15 protein-coding genes and 5 pseudogenes are annotated in these 16,201 nt (G+C 69.8%); 12 read left to right on the plus strand and 8 right to left on the minus strand.

Going from position 1 to position 16,201, the window contains the following annotated elements:
- The first annotated feature begins 150 nt into the window (after window positions 1-150).
- Window positions 151-540, plus strand: a complete 390-nt coding sequence (locus tag AB0P41_RS32895; RefSeq protein ID WP_356714612.1) for a signal peptidase I — start codon at window positions 151-153, stop codon at window positions 538-540.
- A gap of 16 nt (window positions 541-556) precedes the next feature.
- Here the strand turns inward: AB0P41_RS32895 and AB0P41_RS32900 are convergent, their stop codons facing one another.
- A complete protein-coding gene (locus AB0P41_RS32900; protein WP_356714515.1) occupies window positions 557-1,432 on the minus strand; it encodes an IS5 family transposase in 876 nt (291 codons plus the stop codon).
- A 131-nt stretch (window positions 1,433-1,563) separates the two neighbouring features.
- Between AB0P41_RS32900 and AB0P41_RS32905 the strand changes: the two are divergent.
- The 3 genes and pseudogenes from AB0P41_RS32905 to AB0P41_RS32915 form a co-directional block, all read left to right on the plus strand.
- Window positions 1,564-2,391 (plus strand): annotated as a pseudogene (locus AB0P41_RS32905) (energy-coupling factor ABC transporter ATP-binding protein); the annotation flags it as partial.
- Between the two features lie 167 nt (window positions 2,392-2,558).
- Entirely contained in the window at window positions 2,559-3,470 is a 912-nt protein-coding gene (locus tag AB0P41_RS32910) for a hypothetical protein (RefSeq protein ID WP_356714517.1), read from the plus strand.
- Between the two features lie 79 nt (window positions 3,471-3,549).
- A pseudogene (locus AB0P41_RS32915) lies at window positions 3,550-3,788 on the plus strand (hypothetical protein); the annotation flags it as partial.
- 785 nt (window positions 3,789-4,573) lie between these two features.
- Here AB0P41_RS32915 and AB0P41_RS32920 read toward each other — a convergent pair.
- Together AB0P41_RS32920 and AB0P41_RS32925 are read right to left on the minus strand one after the other, a co-directional pair.
- A pseudogene (locus AB0P41_RS32920) lies at window positions 4,574-4,696 on the minus strand (3-hydroxyacyl-CoA dehydrogenase family protein); the annotation flags it as partial.
- Between the two features lie 38 nt (window positions 4,697-4,734).
- The gene (locus tag AB0P41_RS32925) at window positions 4,735-4,974 is read right to left on the minus strand and encodes a helix-turn-helix domain-containing protein (protein ID WP_356714518.1); all 240 of its coding nucleotides are present in this window, start codon (window positions 4,972-4,974) and stop codon (window positions 4,735-4,737) included.
- 431 nt (window positions 4,975-5,405) lie between these two features.
- Between AB0P41_RS32925 and panD the strand changes: the two genes are divergently transcribed.
- Window positions 5,406-5,834, plus strand: a complete 429-nt coding sequence (gene panD / locus AB0P41_RS32930) for an aspartate 1-decarboxylase (protein ID WP_356714519.1) — start codon at window positions 5,406-5,408, stop codon at window positions 5,832-5,834.
- Between the two features lie 357 nt (window positions 5,835-6,191).
- Here panD and AB0P41_RS32935 read toward each other — a convergent pair whose 3' ends face one another.
- The gene (locus tag AB0P41_RS32935; protein ID WP_365935772.1) at window positions 6,192-7,538 is read right to left on the minus strand and encodes a diaminopimelate decarboxylase; all 1,347 of its coding nucleotides are present in this window, start codon (window positions 7,536-7,538) and stop codon (window positions 6,192-6,194) included.
- The gene (locus AB0P41_RS32940) at window positions 7,535-7,666 is read right to left on the minus strand and encodes a hypothetical protein (RefSeq protein WP_365935774.1); all 132 of its coding nucleotides are present in this window, start codon (window positions 7,664-7,666) and stop codon (window positions 7,535-7,537) included. Before AB0P41_RS32940 ends, AB0P41_RS32935 begins: the two co-directional genes overlap by 4 nt.
- Before the next feature lie 253 nt (window positions 7,667-7,919).
- On the opposite strand from AB0P41_RS32940, the gene AB0P41_RS32945 reads away from it, so the two are divergent.
- From AB0P41_RS32945 to AB0P41_RS32965, 5 genes are all read left to right on the plus strand, one after another.
- Entirely contained in the window at window positions 7,920-8,708 is a 789-nt protein-coding gene (locus tag AB0P41_RS32945) for a VOC family protein (RefSeq protein WP_365935776.1), read from the plus strand.
- Window positions 8,709-8,848: 140 nt separating this feature from the next.
- On the plus strand, window positions 8,849-9,658 hold the full coding sequence (locus AB0P41_RS32950; protein WP_356714523.1) for an SDR family oxidoreductase: 810 nt from the start codon (window positions 8,849-8,851) through the stop codon (window positions 9,656-9,658).
- A gap of 93 nt (window positions 9,659-9,751) precedes the next feature.
- On the plus strand, window positions 9,752-9,979 hold the full coding sequence (locus tag AB0P41_RS32955) for a DUF5133 domain-containing protein (protein ID WP_365935872.1): 228 nt from the start codon (window positions 9,752-9,754) through the stop codon (window positions 9,977-9,979).
- Window positions 9,980-10,071: 92 nt separating this feature from the next.
- Window positions 10,072-11,130, plus strand: coding sequence for a YihY/virulence factor BrkB family protein (locus AB0P41_RS32960; RefSeq protein WP_365935778.1), 1,059 nt, complete (start codon window positions 10,072-10,074; stop codon window positions 11,128-11,130).
- Window positions 11,131-11,353: 223 nt separating this feature from the next.
- Window positions 11,354-12,028: an HAD family hydrolase gene (locus AB0P41_RS32965; RefSeq protein ID WP_365935779.1), complete on the plus strand. Its 675-nt coding sequence runs from the start codon at window positions 11,354-11,356 to the stop codon at window positions 12,026-12,028.
- Between the two features lie 90 nt (window positions 12,029-12,118).
- On the opposite strand, the gene AB0P41_RS32970 is transcribed toward AB0P41_RS32965, so the two are convergent.
- From AB0P41_RS32970 to AB0P41_RS32980, 3 genes and pseudogenes are all read right to left on the minus strand, one after another.
- The gene (locus AB0P41_RS32970; protein ID WP_356714526.1) at window positions 12,119-12,313 is read right to left on the minus strand and encodes a hypothetical protein; all 195 of its coding nucleotides are present in this window, start codon (window positions 12,311-12,313) and stop codon (window positions 12,119-12,121) included.
- 98 nt (window positions 12,314-12,411) lie between these two features.
- Window positions 12,412-13,710, minus strand: a pseudogene (locus tag AB0P41_RS32975) (MFS transporter); the annotation flags it as partial.
- Between the two features lie 513 nt (window positions 13,711-14,223).
- Window positions 14,224-14,454, minus strand: coding sequence for a DUF6480 family protein (locus AB0P41_RS32980; RefSeq protein ID WP_356714527.1), 231 nt, complete (start codon window positions 14,452-14,454; stop codon window positions 14,224-14,226).
- Between the two features lie 137 nt (window positions 14,455-14,591).
- Between AB0P41_RS32980 and AB0P41_RS32985 the strand changes: the two are divergent.
- Window positions 14,592-14,912: pseudogene (locus AB0P41_RS32985) on the plus strand (CBS domain-containing protein); the annotation flags it as partial.
- Window positions 14,913-15,202: 290 nt separating this feature from the next.
- A complete protein-coding gene (locus AB0P41_RS32990) occupies window positions 15,203-16,198 on the plus strand; it encodes an NAD-dependent epimerase/dehydratase family protein (RefSeq protein WP_356714528.1) in 996 nt (331 codons plus the stop codon).
- The last annotated feature ends 3 nt before the right edge of the window (window positions 16,199-16,201 follow it).

Below are 16,201 nucleotides of genomic sequence, written 5' to 3' on the forward strand. Positions count from 1 at the left end.
TCCACCATGCACAACCTCGCCATGACAGGCTGAACCAGCAGGTCAAACGCCATCCCGGCCTGCCCACACCCACCCTTCTGCAACAACCTTTAGGCCGTGTATCGAAAGCGCTGGCTGCGAGTACAAGAGCGGCTGCTAGCGTTCGGCTACGTGAATGACAGCGTGTATGTGGGCAACGCGGGCAAGGATGCGGCGCTGGACCGAGGTTGGCTCCTCGGACACTTTAAGGACATTGGTGACCCGCGCCACAGCGAGGCCCTGGAGATCAAATGGGGCGTCCACCCCCGCGCCGATGCGCGATCGCAGTGGGTGAGAGGCGAGGAACGCACGGCTCTCCTGGTTCTCATCAGCGGCCGCTTCCGCGTCGAGCTGCCCGGCCGCAGCGTCCTTCTGGAAGAGCAGGGTGATTACGTTGTGTGGGGGCACGGAGTCGATCACTCTTGGTTCGCTGAGGAAGAGTCGGTGGTACTGACTGTTCGGTGGCCGTCTGTGCCCGGCTATGCAGTAACTGAGAAGGACCAGGCGCAACTGCGGACCTGACACGAATGAGCGATGGTCACAGCCACTCGTTGATGGCCGCGACGAGAACGGTCGCTTCGTAGCGGACCGCCAGTTTGTCGTATCGCGTGGCGACGGCGCGGTGCCTCTTGAGGCGGTTGATCCCGCACTCGACCGCGTGGCGCTCGCGGTAGTCGACCGGGTCGAAGTGCGGCGGCCGGCCACCGCGGGAGCCGAGTTTCTGGCGGTTGCGTGCCTGGTCGGCCTTGTCCGGGATGGTGCAGCGGATCCCGCGGCGGCGCAGGTAGGCGCGGTTCTTGCGGGAGGCGTACGCCTTGTCAGCACGCACCCGATCGGGACGGACGCGCGGCCGACCCGGCCCGATGACGGGAACGCGGACCTTTTCCAGCACGGGTTCGAACTGCGGCGAGTCCCCGCGCTGCCCTGCCGTCACCACGATCGACATGGGCTTCTGACCCTGCTCAACTGCCAGGTGGAGCTTGGTGGTGAACCCGCCGCGCGACCTGCCTAGCCCATGATCACGGGGCTCGGTGAAGACACCGCCCGGCGGTTCCTTCTGCAGGTCACCCTGCTTCCGGGCCCCGGCCGCATGCTGATGCGCGCGGCACACCGTGGAATCGACGCTCAGGTCCCACGTGATCGCACCCTTCGCATCCGCCAGAGACTGCAGCCGGCTGAAGACCCTGTGCCAGGTGCCGTTCCGCTGCCATCGGCGGAACAAGTCGTAGATCCGGCCCCACGGCCCGTACTCGGCGGCCACGTCCCGCCACGGAACCCCCGTTCGGACCCGGAACCTTATGCCGTCGATCAACTGCCGCCGGGACCAGATAGGTGGTCGCCCCGCCTTCGTCCCCTTCGGCAGCAACGGCTCCAACACCACCCACTGTTCGTCCGTGAGATCTCCCCGCCCCATGCACCGTGATCATTCATCCTCATGATCCACTTTCGATACACGGCCTAGCGGAGGGCATCGAGTGGGTGGTGAGTTGTGCGCGACTTGGACGAGAACTGCTCGCGTAAGACACCGCCTTCGACGGCCACCCCCTCGTCATCGATCACACCGGCGTCAACAAGTCCGCCCCTCCTGGGCACCGTTAACGGGCTCGCACCGTAGTTCACCGGCGGCACCCTCCACGGCCGGGACACTGCCACCCACCCGCCCCGAGTATTCGCCGACGTCGTCGGCGGTCAGGACCCGCTCGACGGCTCCGTCACCGACACCGTCGAGGATGCACTCGTCTACATGGTCGAGGAAACTCTCGACCTGCGCGGGCTCGCCGAGCTCCTGCCGCCCGGTGCGAACTCTCCGGCGGTCAGCAGCAACGCGTGGCCATCAGCTCCGTCCTCACCGCACACCCCCGCGTCCTCGTCCTCGTCCTTAACGAACCCACCTCCGCCCTGGACCCCGCCGCCGACGAAGTCCTCGCGACCACCACCCGGCTCGTCCAGGACCTCGGTGTCACCGTCCTCATGGCCGAACACCGCTTGGAGGACGTCGTCCAGTGCCCCGACCGCATCGTCAACCTCCCCGGCGACGGACACGTCGTCCACGGATCACCGGCGGACATCCTGCGCACGTCCTCCATTGCCCCGCCCATCGTGGAAGTGTCCCGTGCCGCCCATTGGAACCCGCTGCCCCTCTCCGTACGCGACGCCCGCCGCGCCGCCGCCCCCTACGGACCCGGCTTGTCGGCGTCACCTCACTCGGTCCGCGCGCGCCGGCATCCCGGAATCCCGCACTGCTGACCGCATGCAGCGTCACCGTCAGTTACCGCTGGGTCCCCGCCGTATGCGAAGTCGACCTCCGGCAAGTCCTCCCCGCTCTGGGCACGCCAGGGCGCCGGCCCACGCCGAGCCGGAACCGTACGTGTCACGAGCTGGAGGAAGATACCTCCGGTGGATCCCCACTCAATGCTGGAGAGCGTCGGGCAGGAACTCGACCAAGCCTTCCTGTGGCCGCGATGGATCCTCGGCAGTGGGTCTGTGCGCTCCTCGGTACTGTGCAGCGGACGCGTGATGCACACAAGGGGGAACCGTCCATGCCTGATCTCAGCACCTTTATATCCGAGGGCTTCGGTTCCGTAGCGACTGCCGCGGTATCACTTCTGGCGATCCCGGGCGTCATCATCGCCGGCCATATCCAGGGCAAGAACGCCCGCCAAGCGGGAGAGGTGCAGGCCAAGGCGGCTCTCGACGCGGCGAAGGAACAGGCTCACCTCTCCTACCGCGCCGCCCTCGACAGCGCCAGGGAGGTCTCCCGGGAGAACCACGCCCAGTGGCAGCGAGACCGGTGCCAGGAAGTCTGGGCGGACTACGTGAAAGAGCTTGATCTGCTGTTGCCCAAGGCGGAAGCCAACGATCAGGAAGCCAGGTCCGAGGGCTTGTTGAAGGCGTACGCCATGGTGGAGCTGCTGAGCCCGCCAAGCGTTTTGGCCAAGGCGCGCGAGGCGAAGGATCGGGCGCTGGACTTCACCACGGCGCTGTACGCGGAACACACGGAGCGCAGGCACCACATCAGCTTGGCACTGACGAGGAGGCGGCTGGTCGAAAACGTGGCAGCAGCGTCACGGCTGTCCCGAGCCGCAGGAGGCAGCTTCGTCGAGCAGGTCCAGATTGCAGCTGACGAGTGGGACTACGTGGGGCCGGAGTCCCCCTCGGAGTTTGAGGACATGCCGGCGAGGTTCGAGCGAGGCGAGACCGCTCGCGCTGCCCTTGAGGCGCTCGACGAAGCGGCGCAGGCACTCGGAGACGAAGCGGCAGAAAACCGAGCCCGCGAGGCGCTCATGGCCGCTGGCCTGAGCGAATCGGAAGCCGCCTTGTTGTCCCATACCGCGTGCGTGGACCGTCAAGCACGTGGTGAATCGCTGGCACAGAATCGTGTGGTGTTGAGGGGTCTCAGGGACGCACTCGTTATGGAGGCCCGCAACGAGTTGGACGCCCTGGGAGCGTAGCCCCCTTGGCATGCCCGTCGACCAGCTCCGCGTCGCGCTGGACCCCACCACCCGACGAGACGTACGCCGAGAAGGTGCGGTCGTGGAGATCGGGGGCGCCTGGTCAAGAAACTTGTGCGGCGGCACCCGCGTCGAGCATGCCGCCCAGATCGGCACCGTCATCCTCACTGCGGAGTCCTCCATCGGCGCCGGCATGCGCCGCCCGGAAACCGCGGCCGGAATCGAGGACTCGGGTACCTGGCGCGCGAACGCGACCTGGTGAGTCGTATAGCCGACCACTTGAACGCGCCCCGTGCCGAACTGCTCGAGAGATCGGCATCGCCGTCAGCGGGACCATGCTCGCAGCACTCTTCACCGGCGACATCGCCACCTCGAACTGGAGCGCTGACCAGACAGCGGAGTTCGGCGAGGCAGTCACCCTGGCCGGCCTCCTGCTCACGGCCTTGGCCGCGGCACTGGTGGGATGGGGCATTGCCCACACATGTCGTGGCATGGACACCACGACACAGTCGCCGTCAGCCGATCGGACGGCGTGTAGGAAGAGAGGGCCGCGAGGCCACAGGACCCGTCGTAGATCGCGGCTCGCTTGCGGTACTGGTCTGGATGGCGATGGCCCCGCCCTCACCCCGCGCCTATCGATAAACGATGGGGAGTTGGTTGAGGCGGTGTGGCGGGCGCTCCGCGTCGACCAGGAGGGCTGGTGCGGGCGATCAGTTCAGTTCCTTCGAGCTGATCTCTTGCGCCCCGCTTTGGAGGCGCCCGATCAACTGGCCGGGCGCCTCCGGACGGAGCAGGGACGTGAGCGCTCATGGCCTTGTAGCGTGTTGGTCTGGAGGCGAAGGTCCATGGATTTTTCAGGGGATTTCAGCTTTGTCGGAGGGACATCCGAGGGATTTTTCGCAGTACAAGCACGGAAGGCCGCGACAGCGCTGAAAGGCCCAGGGCTTCGAGTCCGAGCCTCCGCGCCCTCCCTCCAAAGCGCTCCGGCACGACGGCGGGCTGGTAGTAGAAGGCGAGACCCTTGGGGGCCACCCATTGTCCTGACCTGGGGGAACGCGCTTTGTCAGGCCCGGCGTCGTCATCGCCGGGCCCGCCAGGAACGGTCAGTCGTACGGGTAGAAGCCCGAGCCCGTTTTGCGGCCGAGCCGGCCCGCGTCGACCATGCGCTGGAGCAGCGGAGGAGCGGCGTACAGCGGCTCCTTGTACTCCGCGTACAACTGGTCAGCACTGTGTATGGCCCTCTGTGCGGCCTTTTAATTGATGTTCAGCGGATCTTCTGTTGCTCCAGCCATTTGAAGACCTCAGCCCTCTTGTACAGGACCTTGGCGTTCTTTCCTCGGCCGAGTTTGTACCCTTTCAATCCCAGTTTCGCCGCCTCCCGGTAGACCCAACTCGTTGACATGCTAAGCATCGCGGCGACCTCGGAGGTTTCCATGAGGACGGCCTCTATGGGTCGCTGCTTGCGGGTTCGGCTGTTTTCGAAGGGGTGCGGCTGCGAATCCATGGGGGAGGTGGCTCCTTGCGACTAGGTGAGTGGCGGGTCACGTTCCGTTGTCGTGGCCATAGTCACGAGAGAGGTCGGCTTTGCGGAGCCGGGATTCGCTGCTAGGCAGCCGCGCTGCTTCGAAGGTTCTTGCGGAGGCGGGGCCCCCGTTTGGGCCGGGGGCGTCGTCACGCTCTCGGGGTGACGATGATCACGAGTGCTCTGGGAGGAGTGCTGCGTAGGCTCGTAAGAGTCGTCGGGGCGGAGGCCAGGAGAGTGGGCAAGGCCCTCCATCGTTGCTTGATGATGCGTCAGGAAAGTCAGCAAGTGGTCAGCATGAGTCCTGAAAAACCTGGGGACAGCTGCTCGAACACGCGAATCGTTGTAGAGTGTGGAAACAGCACTTGACCTGCAAAAACGCAGGCAGGGAGCCTATGTCCAGGAGTACCTCAATGCTACGAACGATATTCAAGTCCAAGATCCACCGAGCCACCGTGACCCAGGCCGACCTGCACTACGTCGGCTCCGTCACGGTCGACGCCGACCTGATGGACGCCGCGGACCTGCTGCCCGGCGAGCTCGTGCACATCGTGGACATCGACAACGGCGCACGTCTGGAGACGTACGTCATCGAGGGCGAGCGCGGCTCCGGCGTCATCGGGATCAACGGCGCCGCCGCCCACCTCGTCCACCCCGGTGACCTGGTCATCCTCATCAGCTACGCCCAGGTCGACGACGCCGAGGCCCGCGCTCTCGTGCCGAGTGTCGTGCACGTCGACGCCGGGAACCGCATCGTCGCCCTCGGCGCCGACGCCTCGGCCCCCGTGCCGGGCACGCGCACCGAACGCAGCCCGCAGGCCGTCGTCCCCGCCGGGAGCTGAGCCGTCCCGCGCTGCTGGCCCGGGAGCGTCCCGGGCCAGGGGCCACGGTGCGTACGTGTGGACTCGGCAGGCGAGGGAAGCCGCACGGGGGGACGGTGGAGAGGAGATCCACTCGTCCTGTCCGTCGCAACTGGAGGACCGAGATGACACACCCCAGTCCCGACCCCGTGCCGCCCGCGCCGACGCCCCCGCCCGTGCCGGGGCCGCCGACGCCGGTGCCTTCCCCGCCACCCGTACCGCCGGGCCCGGTGCCTCCCGGCCCCGCGCCCGACCCGATTCCCCAGCCGCCGAACCCGAACCCCGAACCGGGGCCGGAGCCGGAGCCCTCGCCCCAGCCGGCGGGGTGAGCAGGGGCTCCTAGGGTTTCCCGTGGAGTTCCGTCAGCGCGTCCGCGTGGCGCAGCCCGCTCTCCGCCGCCACCGAGTCGAGTGACTGCGCCTCGCGCACCGGGGCGAAGCGCAGGCGGCCCGATTCGCCGGCGAAGCCGTACACGGCCGGCCGGGGCAGGCTGTTGTAGGCCCAGGGAGTGGAGAAGTAGTACGCGCCGGTGTCGTAGAGGGCGATGAAGTCCCCCTCCCGCAGCTCCGGAAGCTCGCGGCCGTGGGCGACGATGTCCCCGGCGAAGCAGCACGGCCCCGCGATGTCCTGGATCATCGGAGGGCCGCTGCGGGGGCGGCCCTCTCCGTCGAACGCGCCGACCCTGAGCGGCCAGGCATCGGGCATGAGGACGGTGCGGGTGGCGATCTGGGCCCCCGCGTGGGTAAGGACGATGCGGCGGCCTCCCGCGTCCTTCGTGTACTCCACGCGCGCCCCGATGAAGCCGTTCTTGGCCAGCAGGGACCGGCCGAATTCGGTGACGAGGTCGTAGCGCCCGTCGAAGATGCCCGGGGCCGCGGCCCGGAGCGCCGCCACGTACTCGGCGAAGGCGGGGCGGGTCTCGTCGTCGTCGAAGTTGACCGGCAGCCCGCCGCCGATGTCGATCCCGGTGACCTGGCGTGTGGCCGACGCCGCGTTGATCTCCTCGGCGAGACGGTACGCCTCGGCGATGCCGGCGGCGATGAGCTCCAACGGGCAGCCCTGCGAGCCGACGTGCGCGTGCAGCCGCGTCAGCCAGGGATGTTCCGCGAAGGTCCGGACCACCCGCTCGCGGGCTCCGGGGTCACGCAGGGCCACCCCGAACTTCGACGTGGCCGTCGCCGTGCTCATGGCCCCGATCGACCCGCCGCCCACCTGCGGGTTCACCCGGAGCCCCAGGACGGACGCCGACCCGGGTGAGCGGAGCTCCTCGATGCGGCGGATCTCACCGAAACTGTCCGCGTTCACGGCGACACCGAGCGCCAGCGCCAGCCGGAGCTCGTCGCGGGTCTTGGCGGGGGAGTCCAGGACGATCCGGGCCGGGGCGAAGCCGGCCTCGACCGCGAGCCTCAGCTCGCCCGGGCCCGCCACCTCACAGCCCATGCCGCAGCCGGCGAACAGCCGCAGCACCGGGATCAACGACGCGGCCTTGGCGGCGAAGGTGTGCAGCACGCGCACGCCCGGCTCGGCGTCGAAGGCGTCCCGCAGCGCCTCGACGGAGGCGCGTATCCCGTCCGCGTCGAGGAACCCCGCAAGGGGCCGCTCCTCGCCGAGCAGCCCTTCCGCCACCGCGAGGCGCAGGGCCTCCGCGAATCTGGCGGAGCGCGGCGCGCGGGAGGGGCCGGTCACGGGTTCCGGCGGTGGCGTACGGCGGACCCGCCGCCCGGCTGGACCGTGACGACCGGCACCACCGCGGCACGGTTGAGCGCCGCCACCACGGGCTGGACCACGACGGGTTCCGGTACGGCGTCGGACATGCGTGCACTCCGTGGATGGTGGACAGGGCTCCCCGCCACTTATCCACACCACGCTCCGGGCCGCACGCCGGACCGGACCGGCCGGGCGACCGCGCGGTGTGTCCAGGCCGCACCTGCTCGCGTACGCACTGCCTGCGACCTGGTGTTCGCCGGTCCCGGGAGCGCGTCGAGCGCGCATACGGCGTGTTCTCCGGTCACCATCGACTCGCACCCCCTACGGAACCGGTGTAGGAGTGGCTGCGAAGGAGTGATGATGCCCGAGTCCGCTGATCACATGGTGCCGGTCCCCGGCATGCCCTGCTGGGTCAACCTGATGGTCAGCGATCTGCACAGAGCCCAGGCCTTCTACGCGGCGGTCCTCGGGTGGGATTTCGGCACGAGCGCACTGGGCGAGCAGTTCCTCGTAGCGTCAGCCGGCGGCTCGCCCGTGGCGGGGATCGGCCGGCGGCAGCCAGGTACTGCTCCGGTGTCGGTGTGGACGCCGTACTTCGCCGTGCGTGACGCCGATCTCACGGCAGCACGGATCCAGGAACGGGGCGCCACCCTGGCGGTGGGCCCGGTGGCACTGGGGGAGGGGCGCGCCGGCCTGGCCGCGGATCCGGACGGGGCCACCTTCGGTTTCTGGGAGGGGCCTGCGCCTGCCTGGTCCCCGGGCGAGGGCCGGGCGCCCGTCCGTCTCGATCTGCAGACCCGCGACGTGTTCGACGCCGCGATGTTCTACGGGGAAGTCTTCGAGTGGGCGGCCGGACCTGACACGGAGGTCGTCTACCGGCACGACCATGTGGAGGTCGACCGGGGCGGACAGGCAGTTCTCTCCCTGCACGGCGGTGGCGTACAGACATCCGCGGAAGCCCATCTGCGCCCACGGTGGCTGGTGACCTTCGCGGTCGACGACGTCGAACGCGCTGCGGCCGCCGCGTTCGACGCGGGTGGCAGCAAACCCCGGCCGGCCCCCGCCTCCTGGGCACCGCAGGGGTTCTTCCGGACGCTCCAGGACCCCGACGGGGGACTGTTCACCCTCACCCATCCGGGCGGCGACTGAACGGCACAGGGCACTGCGCCCACCCGGCGGACCGGCCTCACGGTGCTTCGGGCGGGCATCGACGGTTTGGCGCGGGAGTCGCGTGGTACCCGTCTTTCCGACCACGACGGGAACACCGCCGACACGGCTCAGGAGGACTCATGACCGAGGCATTTCCGGCTGTCACCCCTGTGGCCCTCGTCACAGGGGCGGATTCGGGTATCGGCAGAGCCGTGGCCGTACGGCTCGCGCACCAGGGAATGGACGTCGGTATCACCTGGCACCGCGATCACGACGGGGCGGAGGGCACCGCAGCCGAGGTCCGCGCGGCCGGCCGACGTGCCGCGGTGGCCCGCCTGGACCTGGCGGACGTGCCGGAGGCCGCCGCGGTGGTGGACACGCTGGCGGACGAACTGGGCCGCGTCGACGTGCTCGTCAACTGTGCCGGCACCGGCACGTCCACCCCCTTCCTCGACCTCGACCACACCACGGTCCAGCACGTCATCGACGTGGACCTCATCGGTCCCCTTCTCTGCTCGCAGCGGGCCGCCCGGCGCATGATCGCCCAGGGCGAAGGGGGCCGCATCGTGAACATCACCTCCGTGCACGAGCACCAGCCGAGGGTCGGCGCGGCCCCCTACTGCGCGGCGAAAGGAGGTCTTGGTCTGCTGACGCAGGTGATGGCCCTGGAGCTGTCCGAGTACGGCATCACCGTGAACTCCGTGGCCCCCGGTGAGATCGCCACCCCCATGACGGGTCAGGAGGACACGGACGTGCAGGCCGAGGACCGGCCCGGCATCCCGCTCGGGCGGCCCGGCGACGCCCGGGAGGTCGCGTCCGTCGTCGCCTTCCTGGCCGGCCCGGAGTCGTCCTACACGACCGGGGCGTCCTGGGTCGTGGACGGCGGCATGCTGCGCATGGGGCCGCAGGCGGGATCGCATCTGCCCTCCGGCGACTGGCGCCGTCCCTGACCCCCTTGGCAGGCACCGGAAGGGACGGTGTGGCGGCGAGGACCAGGGGTAGGCGGGGGAAGACCTGTGAGCGACGACGAGAGGGAGTCTCCGGTGCTGATGGCCCACCCCGCGGTGCTGCGCAACCTTGTGGAGCAGTACGACACCTTGCGCATTCTGCGGGCGGAGAACGGTGGCACCGAGGTGCAACAGCGGATGGACGACATCGCCTACACGCTGTGCGTGGCAACCGGCACCCGGGACGTGGACGCCGCTCTGATCGCGGCACGTCACCGGCTGCCCGGCGCACGCCCGCAGGACGACTCCCTCATCCGCGGCTGACGCCTGCAGGCGAGCGGGGCAGTTCGTCCGCCTGGACGCAGGGTCGCGCTGTGAAGTCGCGCAGCGGGCGCGCCCGGGATTGTCTGGTCCACATGTCGAGCGAGCAGAACAGCCAGGACAGCACAGGGCCGCGCCGGGACGTACCGGGTGCGGGACCGGACCCGGAGGTGGAGCGCGCCGCACCGGACACACCTACGAAGGTCGGCAAGGCGTCGTGGGGAGCAGTGCTGCGGCGCACGCTCAAGGAGTTCAAGCGTGATGAGCTCGCCGACCGGGCGGCGGGACTGACGTATTACGGCATCCTGGCGCTGTTTCCGGCCCTGCTCGTCCTGGTCTCCCTGCTCGGCATCGCCGGGGAGTCGAACACCCAGAAGGTGCTGGACAACATTCAGAAGCTCGCCCCCGGAGCGGCGCGCGACGTTCTCAGGAACGCGGTGACCCAGTTGCAGGGCGGCGGCGGGACCGGGCTGGTCATGGCGATCGTGGGACTGCTGGCCGCCCTGTGGTCCGCGTCCGGCTATGTGGCGGCCTTCATGCGGTCCGCCAACGCCGTGTACGACGTGCCCGAGGGACGGCCGGTCTGGAAGGTGCTCCCGGTCCGGGTCGGTCTGACCCTGGCGCTGATGGTGCTGGCCTGCGTCAGCGCGCTGATCGTCGTCCTCTCGGGCGGCCTCGCGCAGCGGCTCGGTACCGCACTCGGCGTCGGCGACACCGCCATGACCGTGTGGTCGATCGCGAAGTGGCCCGTCCTGGTGGTGCTCGTGACCATGCTGCTGGCGATCCTCTACTGGGCCGCGCCGAACGCGAAGGGACGTGGCTTCAAGTTCGTGTCCCTGGGGAGCCTGCTGGCGCTGTTGATCTGGATGGCAGCGTCGGCAGGCTTCGCCGTCTACGTCGCCCATTTCAGTTCGTACAACAAGACGTACGGTGCCGTGGCCGGTGTGATCATCTTTCTTGTCTGGCTGTGGATCACGAACCTGGCGATTCTGCTCGGTCTCGAGTTCGACGCGGAGACGGCTCGTGAGAGGGCCGTCATCGGCGGCCACCCTCACCGGGAGGAGCCGTACGTCACCCCCCGGGACACCAGCAAGTGGACGGACCAGGACCGCAGGGGCATGGGGGACACCGGCCCCTCCGACCCCCGCTCCTGACCGGTCGTCCCGGCTCAGCCGACTTCCAGGCGGCCCGGCGCGGCCCGCGCCGCACGGGAAGGACGGAAGGCGCCCTCCCAGCGGCCGAGCCCTGAATCTCGGGTCAGGGCACACGGCTGCCGGCTCCGGGAAGCGACACGCCGCGGCCGACCGCGGCGCATACATGCCGGGCACCAGCCCTACGATGCAGAGAACCGGCCGTCGGCGCACACCCAGGAGTGTCATGGTTCGCGTAGCTCTGTTCGATGTGGATGGAACGCTCGTGGACACGAACTATCTCCACGTCACCGCCTGGTGGGAGGCCTTTCGGCAGGCCGGGCACACGGTGCCGATGACCGCCGTGCACCGAGCCATCGGTCTGGGCTCCGCCGATCTGATCGAGCACCTTCTCGGAGCCGGGCGGGACAGCGAACGGGACGAGCGGATCAGCAGCACGCACTCAGCCTTGTACGCGACGTACTTCGAGCGGCTGATCGCCGTGGACGGAGCGGCCGACCTGCTGAGGGCCCTGGCGGCCCGGGGGTGGAAAGTGGTGCTGGTCACCTCCGCGTCCGGCCCGGAACTCGAAGCTCTGCGACGCGTGCTGGACGCCGACGACGTCATCACCGACACAGCGAGCGCAGACGATGTGGACGAGGGGAAACCCGCTCCCGCACCGGTCCGGCACGCCATGGAGCTCGCCGGTGGAACGAGCGGGGAGACGGTGTACGTGGGCGACTCGGTCTGGGACATGAAAGCCGCGACCCGTGCCTCCGTGACCTGCGTGGCGCTCCTGTCGGGCGGCATCGCCCGGCAGGAGCTGGTAGAGGCCGGGGCCGCCGAGGTGTACCGGGACCCCGCTGACCTGCTCGCGCGACTGGACAGCAGTGCTTTCTCCACGGCCGGCCGCGCCGACTGACGTACGCGGATCCGCTACGGGCCTCAGGCGGTCGCTACGGAGACGTACGGAGCCCGGGCCTGCGGCGGGCCGACGGCGCCATGCGCCTGCTCACGGGTGGTCGGGCTGCTGAGCCGGGGGTGTGGCCCCGCCTTCGCCGCCGCCCTTGTGCCCCTTGTCCGTCCCGTGCGCCCGCTTGCCACCGGCCCCGCGCCCGGCCTGTCGCGCCTTCATCTCGGCGCTGTCCTGCGGTGTGGAACCGCCCTTGTCGCTCCTGCGCTGCTCAGGTTGCTGCGGATTCGACATGTGCTCTCCCGGAGTGGTGCCGGTGGCGCCGGGCCCGTTTCCCGCACGCCCACCTGCCATTCTCCCCCCGTCCGCAGCGGGCCGCCCGGCCTGAGGGGTCAGGCCGCCCTGCCCACCTCCTGCAGCAGTGGCACCGGAGCGGCCGGCACGGCCAGGGAGCGCCGTACCCCGCGACGACTTCGAGCACGGTGACCGAGCGCGCCGACCGTGATTCCGCCGGCTATGAGGAGCCCGCCGGAGACCAGGGCTCCGCGTGCGCCCCCGTACTCCAGCATGAGACCCAGCAGGGGCGGCCCTGCCAGCCCCCATCCCGTACTGGCGCTGCGCCAGACCCCCAGGACCCGGCCCCGCATCTCCGGGAGGGGGTCGGTCTGCAGCACCGTCGCTCCCGCGGTGTCCGACACGGACTCCACCACGGCCATCGGTATCACCAGGACGGCGAGCACGATCAGCCCCGGGGAGAGACCTGCCGCGACCTGGAGCAGCGCCCCGGCGGCAGCCAGCGCGCCGACCAGTCGCACCGAGGGGTTCCGCATCCGTCCGGCGATCATCGCGCCGACGATGCCACCGATCGCGAGCACGGTCGAGATGGTGCCGAAGTCGCTCTCGTCCGCGTGAAGCGGCCCCGTCACGAGGACGGCGAGCGTCAGCTGGTAGTTGCGCCCGAAGACCGAGCTCAGACCGGTGATCGCGGCGAGAGCCATGAGCCGGGGCCGTCCCAGGAAGTAGGTGAGCCCTTCCCTGCTCCGGGCCTTCGAAGCCCGGTCGGGCTTCTTGCGGCCGGCTGCCTTCGAGGTGGCGACCGCGGCCGCCTCCCGGGCGGCGTCCGCGGCGGGCCGCAGAAAGGGGATCACCGCCGCGACGAAGAGGAAGGACACCCCGTTGGCCGCATAGGCGACTGTGGAGCCGAACGCGCCGACGGCGACGGCCGCGAGCGCGGTCCCGACGAGCCGGCCGGCGCTGTGCACCATGGACCCCAGAGCGATCGCCGAGGGGAGGTCCTCGGCGGGGACCAGGTCATTGCCGAGCAGCGCGGTCGCCGGGCCGTCGATGGTGCTCACGATGCCCGTCACCGCTGCCAGCGCCAGCAGGACCGGCATGTCGAGAAGGCCGAAGGCCAGCAGAGCCGCGGTGGAGAAGGCCACCGCGCCCAGCACCGTCTGGCTCACCGCCGCGGTGACCTTGCGGGGCCAGCGGTCGACCGCCGCTCCTCCCACCACGCCCAGGAGCAGCCCCGGGCCGGCCTGCACGGCCAGTGACAGGCCGGTCGCCGCCGCGGAGCCCGTGATCTGGAGGACCAGGAGGTTCTGCACGGTGAGCTGCATCCAGGTGCCCGCGTTGGACACCAGGTTGGCGAGTGACCACCACCGCATGCTCGGTGTGCGCAGACAACGCCAGGTACTGCCGGCCCCACCGCCGGACCGGCGGCGCGTGAGCCTGGCGGAGAGGCGGTCGGCGGAGGGTGGCGAAGCCCCGTCGGCGGGGTCGGCCGCCTCCGCGGACGGGGCTGGGGAAGGCATGGAGAAGGGCACGGCAGAGACTCTTCGGACGAGGGGTACGGGGCGGGAGACTCTGCCCGGATGGCACGTGTACCGGCCGGTGTCCCTCGGGCGCCGGTGGATGGACACGGCGGGGTACCCCGCCGGCCGGTGCCCCTACATCTTCACAAACGCTTCCCCGCGGCCGGAAACGGAAGGCAGTGACCCGCAGCCGCGCACGGCCCAAGTCCCGTCTTGCGTACGGCCGTTCCCGGCCCGGTGTCCTTGCTCACACCGGTCGGCGTGCGCGGTCCGGCGGACCTTGCCGGTGAACGGACAGCACCCGGACACCAAGGCCCGCCACGGGTTCTGCTGCGGCGCGCGTCCCGCAGGTCACCGTCCGTGAGCCCGCCCCTGCCGCGCCCGGGGTCTTCAGTCCGTCCAGATGAGCAGCGCGTAGGCGAGGAAGAAGGCTGCCACCAGAACGACGATCACCAGGATGGCGACCAGTGGGCCCTTGGCCCAGCCCTTGGGTGGTTCGTTCCGCGGTCCTGCTTCCGACATGCTGCCTTCGGCCGGCGGAGTCTCCCCCGGGGGTACGCCTCCGTGGGCGTCGAGGCCGGACGCCTCGCGGGGATCGGGGTCCTGGTTTTCGTGGGTCATGCCCAGTGAGTAACCCCATCGGAAGAAACCACACGCATCCCACGGCGAATCTGCCGGCCGATGGCCCGGATGGCCGTACCCGGCGTTACGCGCGTCCCTGGCGGGGAACCCGGCGCCCGAGACCCCATCGTCCTCAAGTGGGCGCTCTGCCGGTCTGCGGCACGGACGAGAAGCTCAAGGGCATGCTCACCGACCGTGACATCGTGACCAAGGTGCTCGGTGTCGGCAAGGACCCCGCCGCCTGTACGGCCGGTGAACCGGCACAGGGCGAGGCGGTGACCATCGGCGCCGACGACGAGGCGGAGGAGATCCTCCGCACGATGACGGCGCACAAGGTCCGGCGCCTGCCGGTGATCGACGGACACACGCTCGTCGGAGTGGTCGCCACCGCCGATGTCGCCCGCTCGCTGAACGACCCGCAGGTGGGAGATCTGCTCCAGGCCCTCTCCACCGACTGAACCAGGAACTCCGCAGGAGCCGAAAACAGCCGCCGGGCACGGCCGTGAGGCCGGTCCGGCGGCTTTTCGGTGCCCCGGCCGGAGCGCGCGGGGGGTCCGCCCGGTGGCGAACCGCCGAGCCCACCGACGAGCGCCTTACCGGAGCGGCTGCTAACAATGGGTGTGCTGAGGCGAACGGAGGGTGCCGATCCTGTGCCGACGGGCCCCGCAGGGGTTTCGAGCGCGGCAGTACGTCGCTCTCCCGGCCGGCGCAACAACTTTCTCCTTCACCGCGGACGAAAGGCCGTCCAATGGCATTGCTGACGTCACCCGGCCCCTGGCGCAGGGCGGTCGTCACCGGGGGTGCCGGTTTTCTCGGCTCCCACCTGTGCGAACGGCTGCTGGATTCAGGAGTCGCAGTCGACTGCGCGGACAACCTCCTTTCCGGCTCCGAGGACAACATCGCTCACCTGATCGGCCGTCCCGGCTTCAGGTTCGTGCGGTGCGACGTGTCCGCCGGTTCGACGACGGAGGAACTGCCCGGACCCTACGACCTGGTCCTGCACTTCGCGTGCCCGGCGTCGCCCGCGGACTATCTGAGGCACCCGCTGGAAACCATGGACGTCGGCAGCCTCGGCACCCGTAACGCGCTGGCCGTGGCGCTCCGCGACGGCGCGCGCTTCCTGCTCGCGTCCACGTCGGAGGTCTACGGCGACCCGCTCGTCCATCCGCAGCGGGAGGACTACTGGGGCAACGTCAATCCGGTGGGGCCGCGCAGTGTGTACGACGAGTCGAAGCGGTTCGCCGAGGCACTGGTCACGGCCTATGTCGGTACCAAGAGGATCAACGCGGGCATCGTGCGGATGTTCAACACCTACGGGCCCCGGATGCGCGCGCACGACGGCCGTGCCGTGCCGACGTTCGTCTGCCAGGCGCTCGCCGGGGAGCCGGTGACGGTGGCGGGCGACGGCAGCCAGACCCGTTCGCTGTGTTACGTGGACGACACGGTCGACGGCGTCCTGCTCGTCGCGGCGAGCCAGGCGGTCCGCCCGGTGAACATCGGCGGCGCGGACGAGGTGACGGTCCTGGACATCGCCCGCCGGGTCGTCGCGCTGACCGGCTCCTCCTCCCGGCTCACGTTCATCGAGCGACCCCAGGACGACCCTGAGCGACGCAGGCCCGACACCGCGCTCGCCCGCGAAATGCTCGGCTGGGAGCCGAAGGTGAGCTGGGAGGAAGGCATCAAGAGGACGATCGCCCACTTCTCCGCACTGCCCGAAACGATGTCCCCGGCCACGCGGCTCTGACGG

The sequence above is a fragment of the Streptomyces sp. NPDC079167 genome (assembly GCF_040686735.1).
GTDB lineage: Bacteria > Actinomycetota > Actinomycetes > Streptomycetales > Streptomycetaceae > Streptomyces.

Coding starts and splice junctions, on each gene's coding strand:
- AB0P41_RS32965 (WP_365935779.1), top strand. CDS start 11,354: ATGGTTCGCGTAGCTCTGTTCGATGTGGATGGAACGCTCGTGGACACG.
- AB0P41_RS32990 (WP_356714528.1), top strand. CDS start 15,203: ATGGCATTGCTGACGTCACCCGGCCCCTGGCGCAGGGCGGTCGTCACC.
- AB0P41_RS32970 (WP_356714526.1), bottom strand. CDS start 12,313: ATGTCGAATCCGCAGCAACCTGAGCAGCGCAGGAGCGACAAGGGCGGT.
- panD (WP_356714519.1), top strand. CDS start 5,406: ATGCTACGAACGATATTCAAGTCCAAGATCCACCGAGCCACCGTGACC.
- AB0P41_RS32925 (WP_356714518.1), bottom strand. CDS start 4,974: ATGGATTCGCAGCCGCACCCCTTCGAAAACAGCCGAACCCGCAAGCAG.
- AB0P41_RS32980 (WP_356714527.1), bottom strand. CDS start 14,454: ATGACCCACGAAAACCAGGACCCCGATCCCCGCGAGGCGTCCGGCCTC.
- AB0P41_RS32950 (WP_356714523.1), top strand. CDS start 8,849: ATGACCGAGGCATTTCCGGCTGTCACCCCTGTGGCCCTCGTCACAGGG.
- AB0P41_RS32945 (WP_365935776.1), top strand. CDS start 7,920: ATGCCCGAGTCCGCTGATCACATGGTGCCGGTCCCCGGCATGCCCTGC.
- AB0P41_RS32940 (WP_365935774.1), bottom strand. CDS start 7,666: ATGTCCGACGCCGTACCGGAACCCGTCGTGGTCCAGCCCGTGGTGGCG.
- AB0P41_RS32900 (WP_356714515.1), bottom strand. CDS start 1,432: ATGGGGCGGGGAGATCTCACGGACGAACAGTGGGTGGTGTTGGAGCCG.
- AB0P41_RS32960 (WP_365935778.1), top strand. CDS start 10,072: ATGTCGAGCGAGCAGAACAGCCAGGACAGCACAGGGCCGCGCCGGGAC.
- AB0P41_RS32910 (WP_356714517.1), top strand. CDS start 2,559: ATGCCTGATCTCAGCACCTTTATATCCGAGGGCTTCGGTTCCGTAGCG.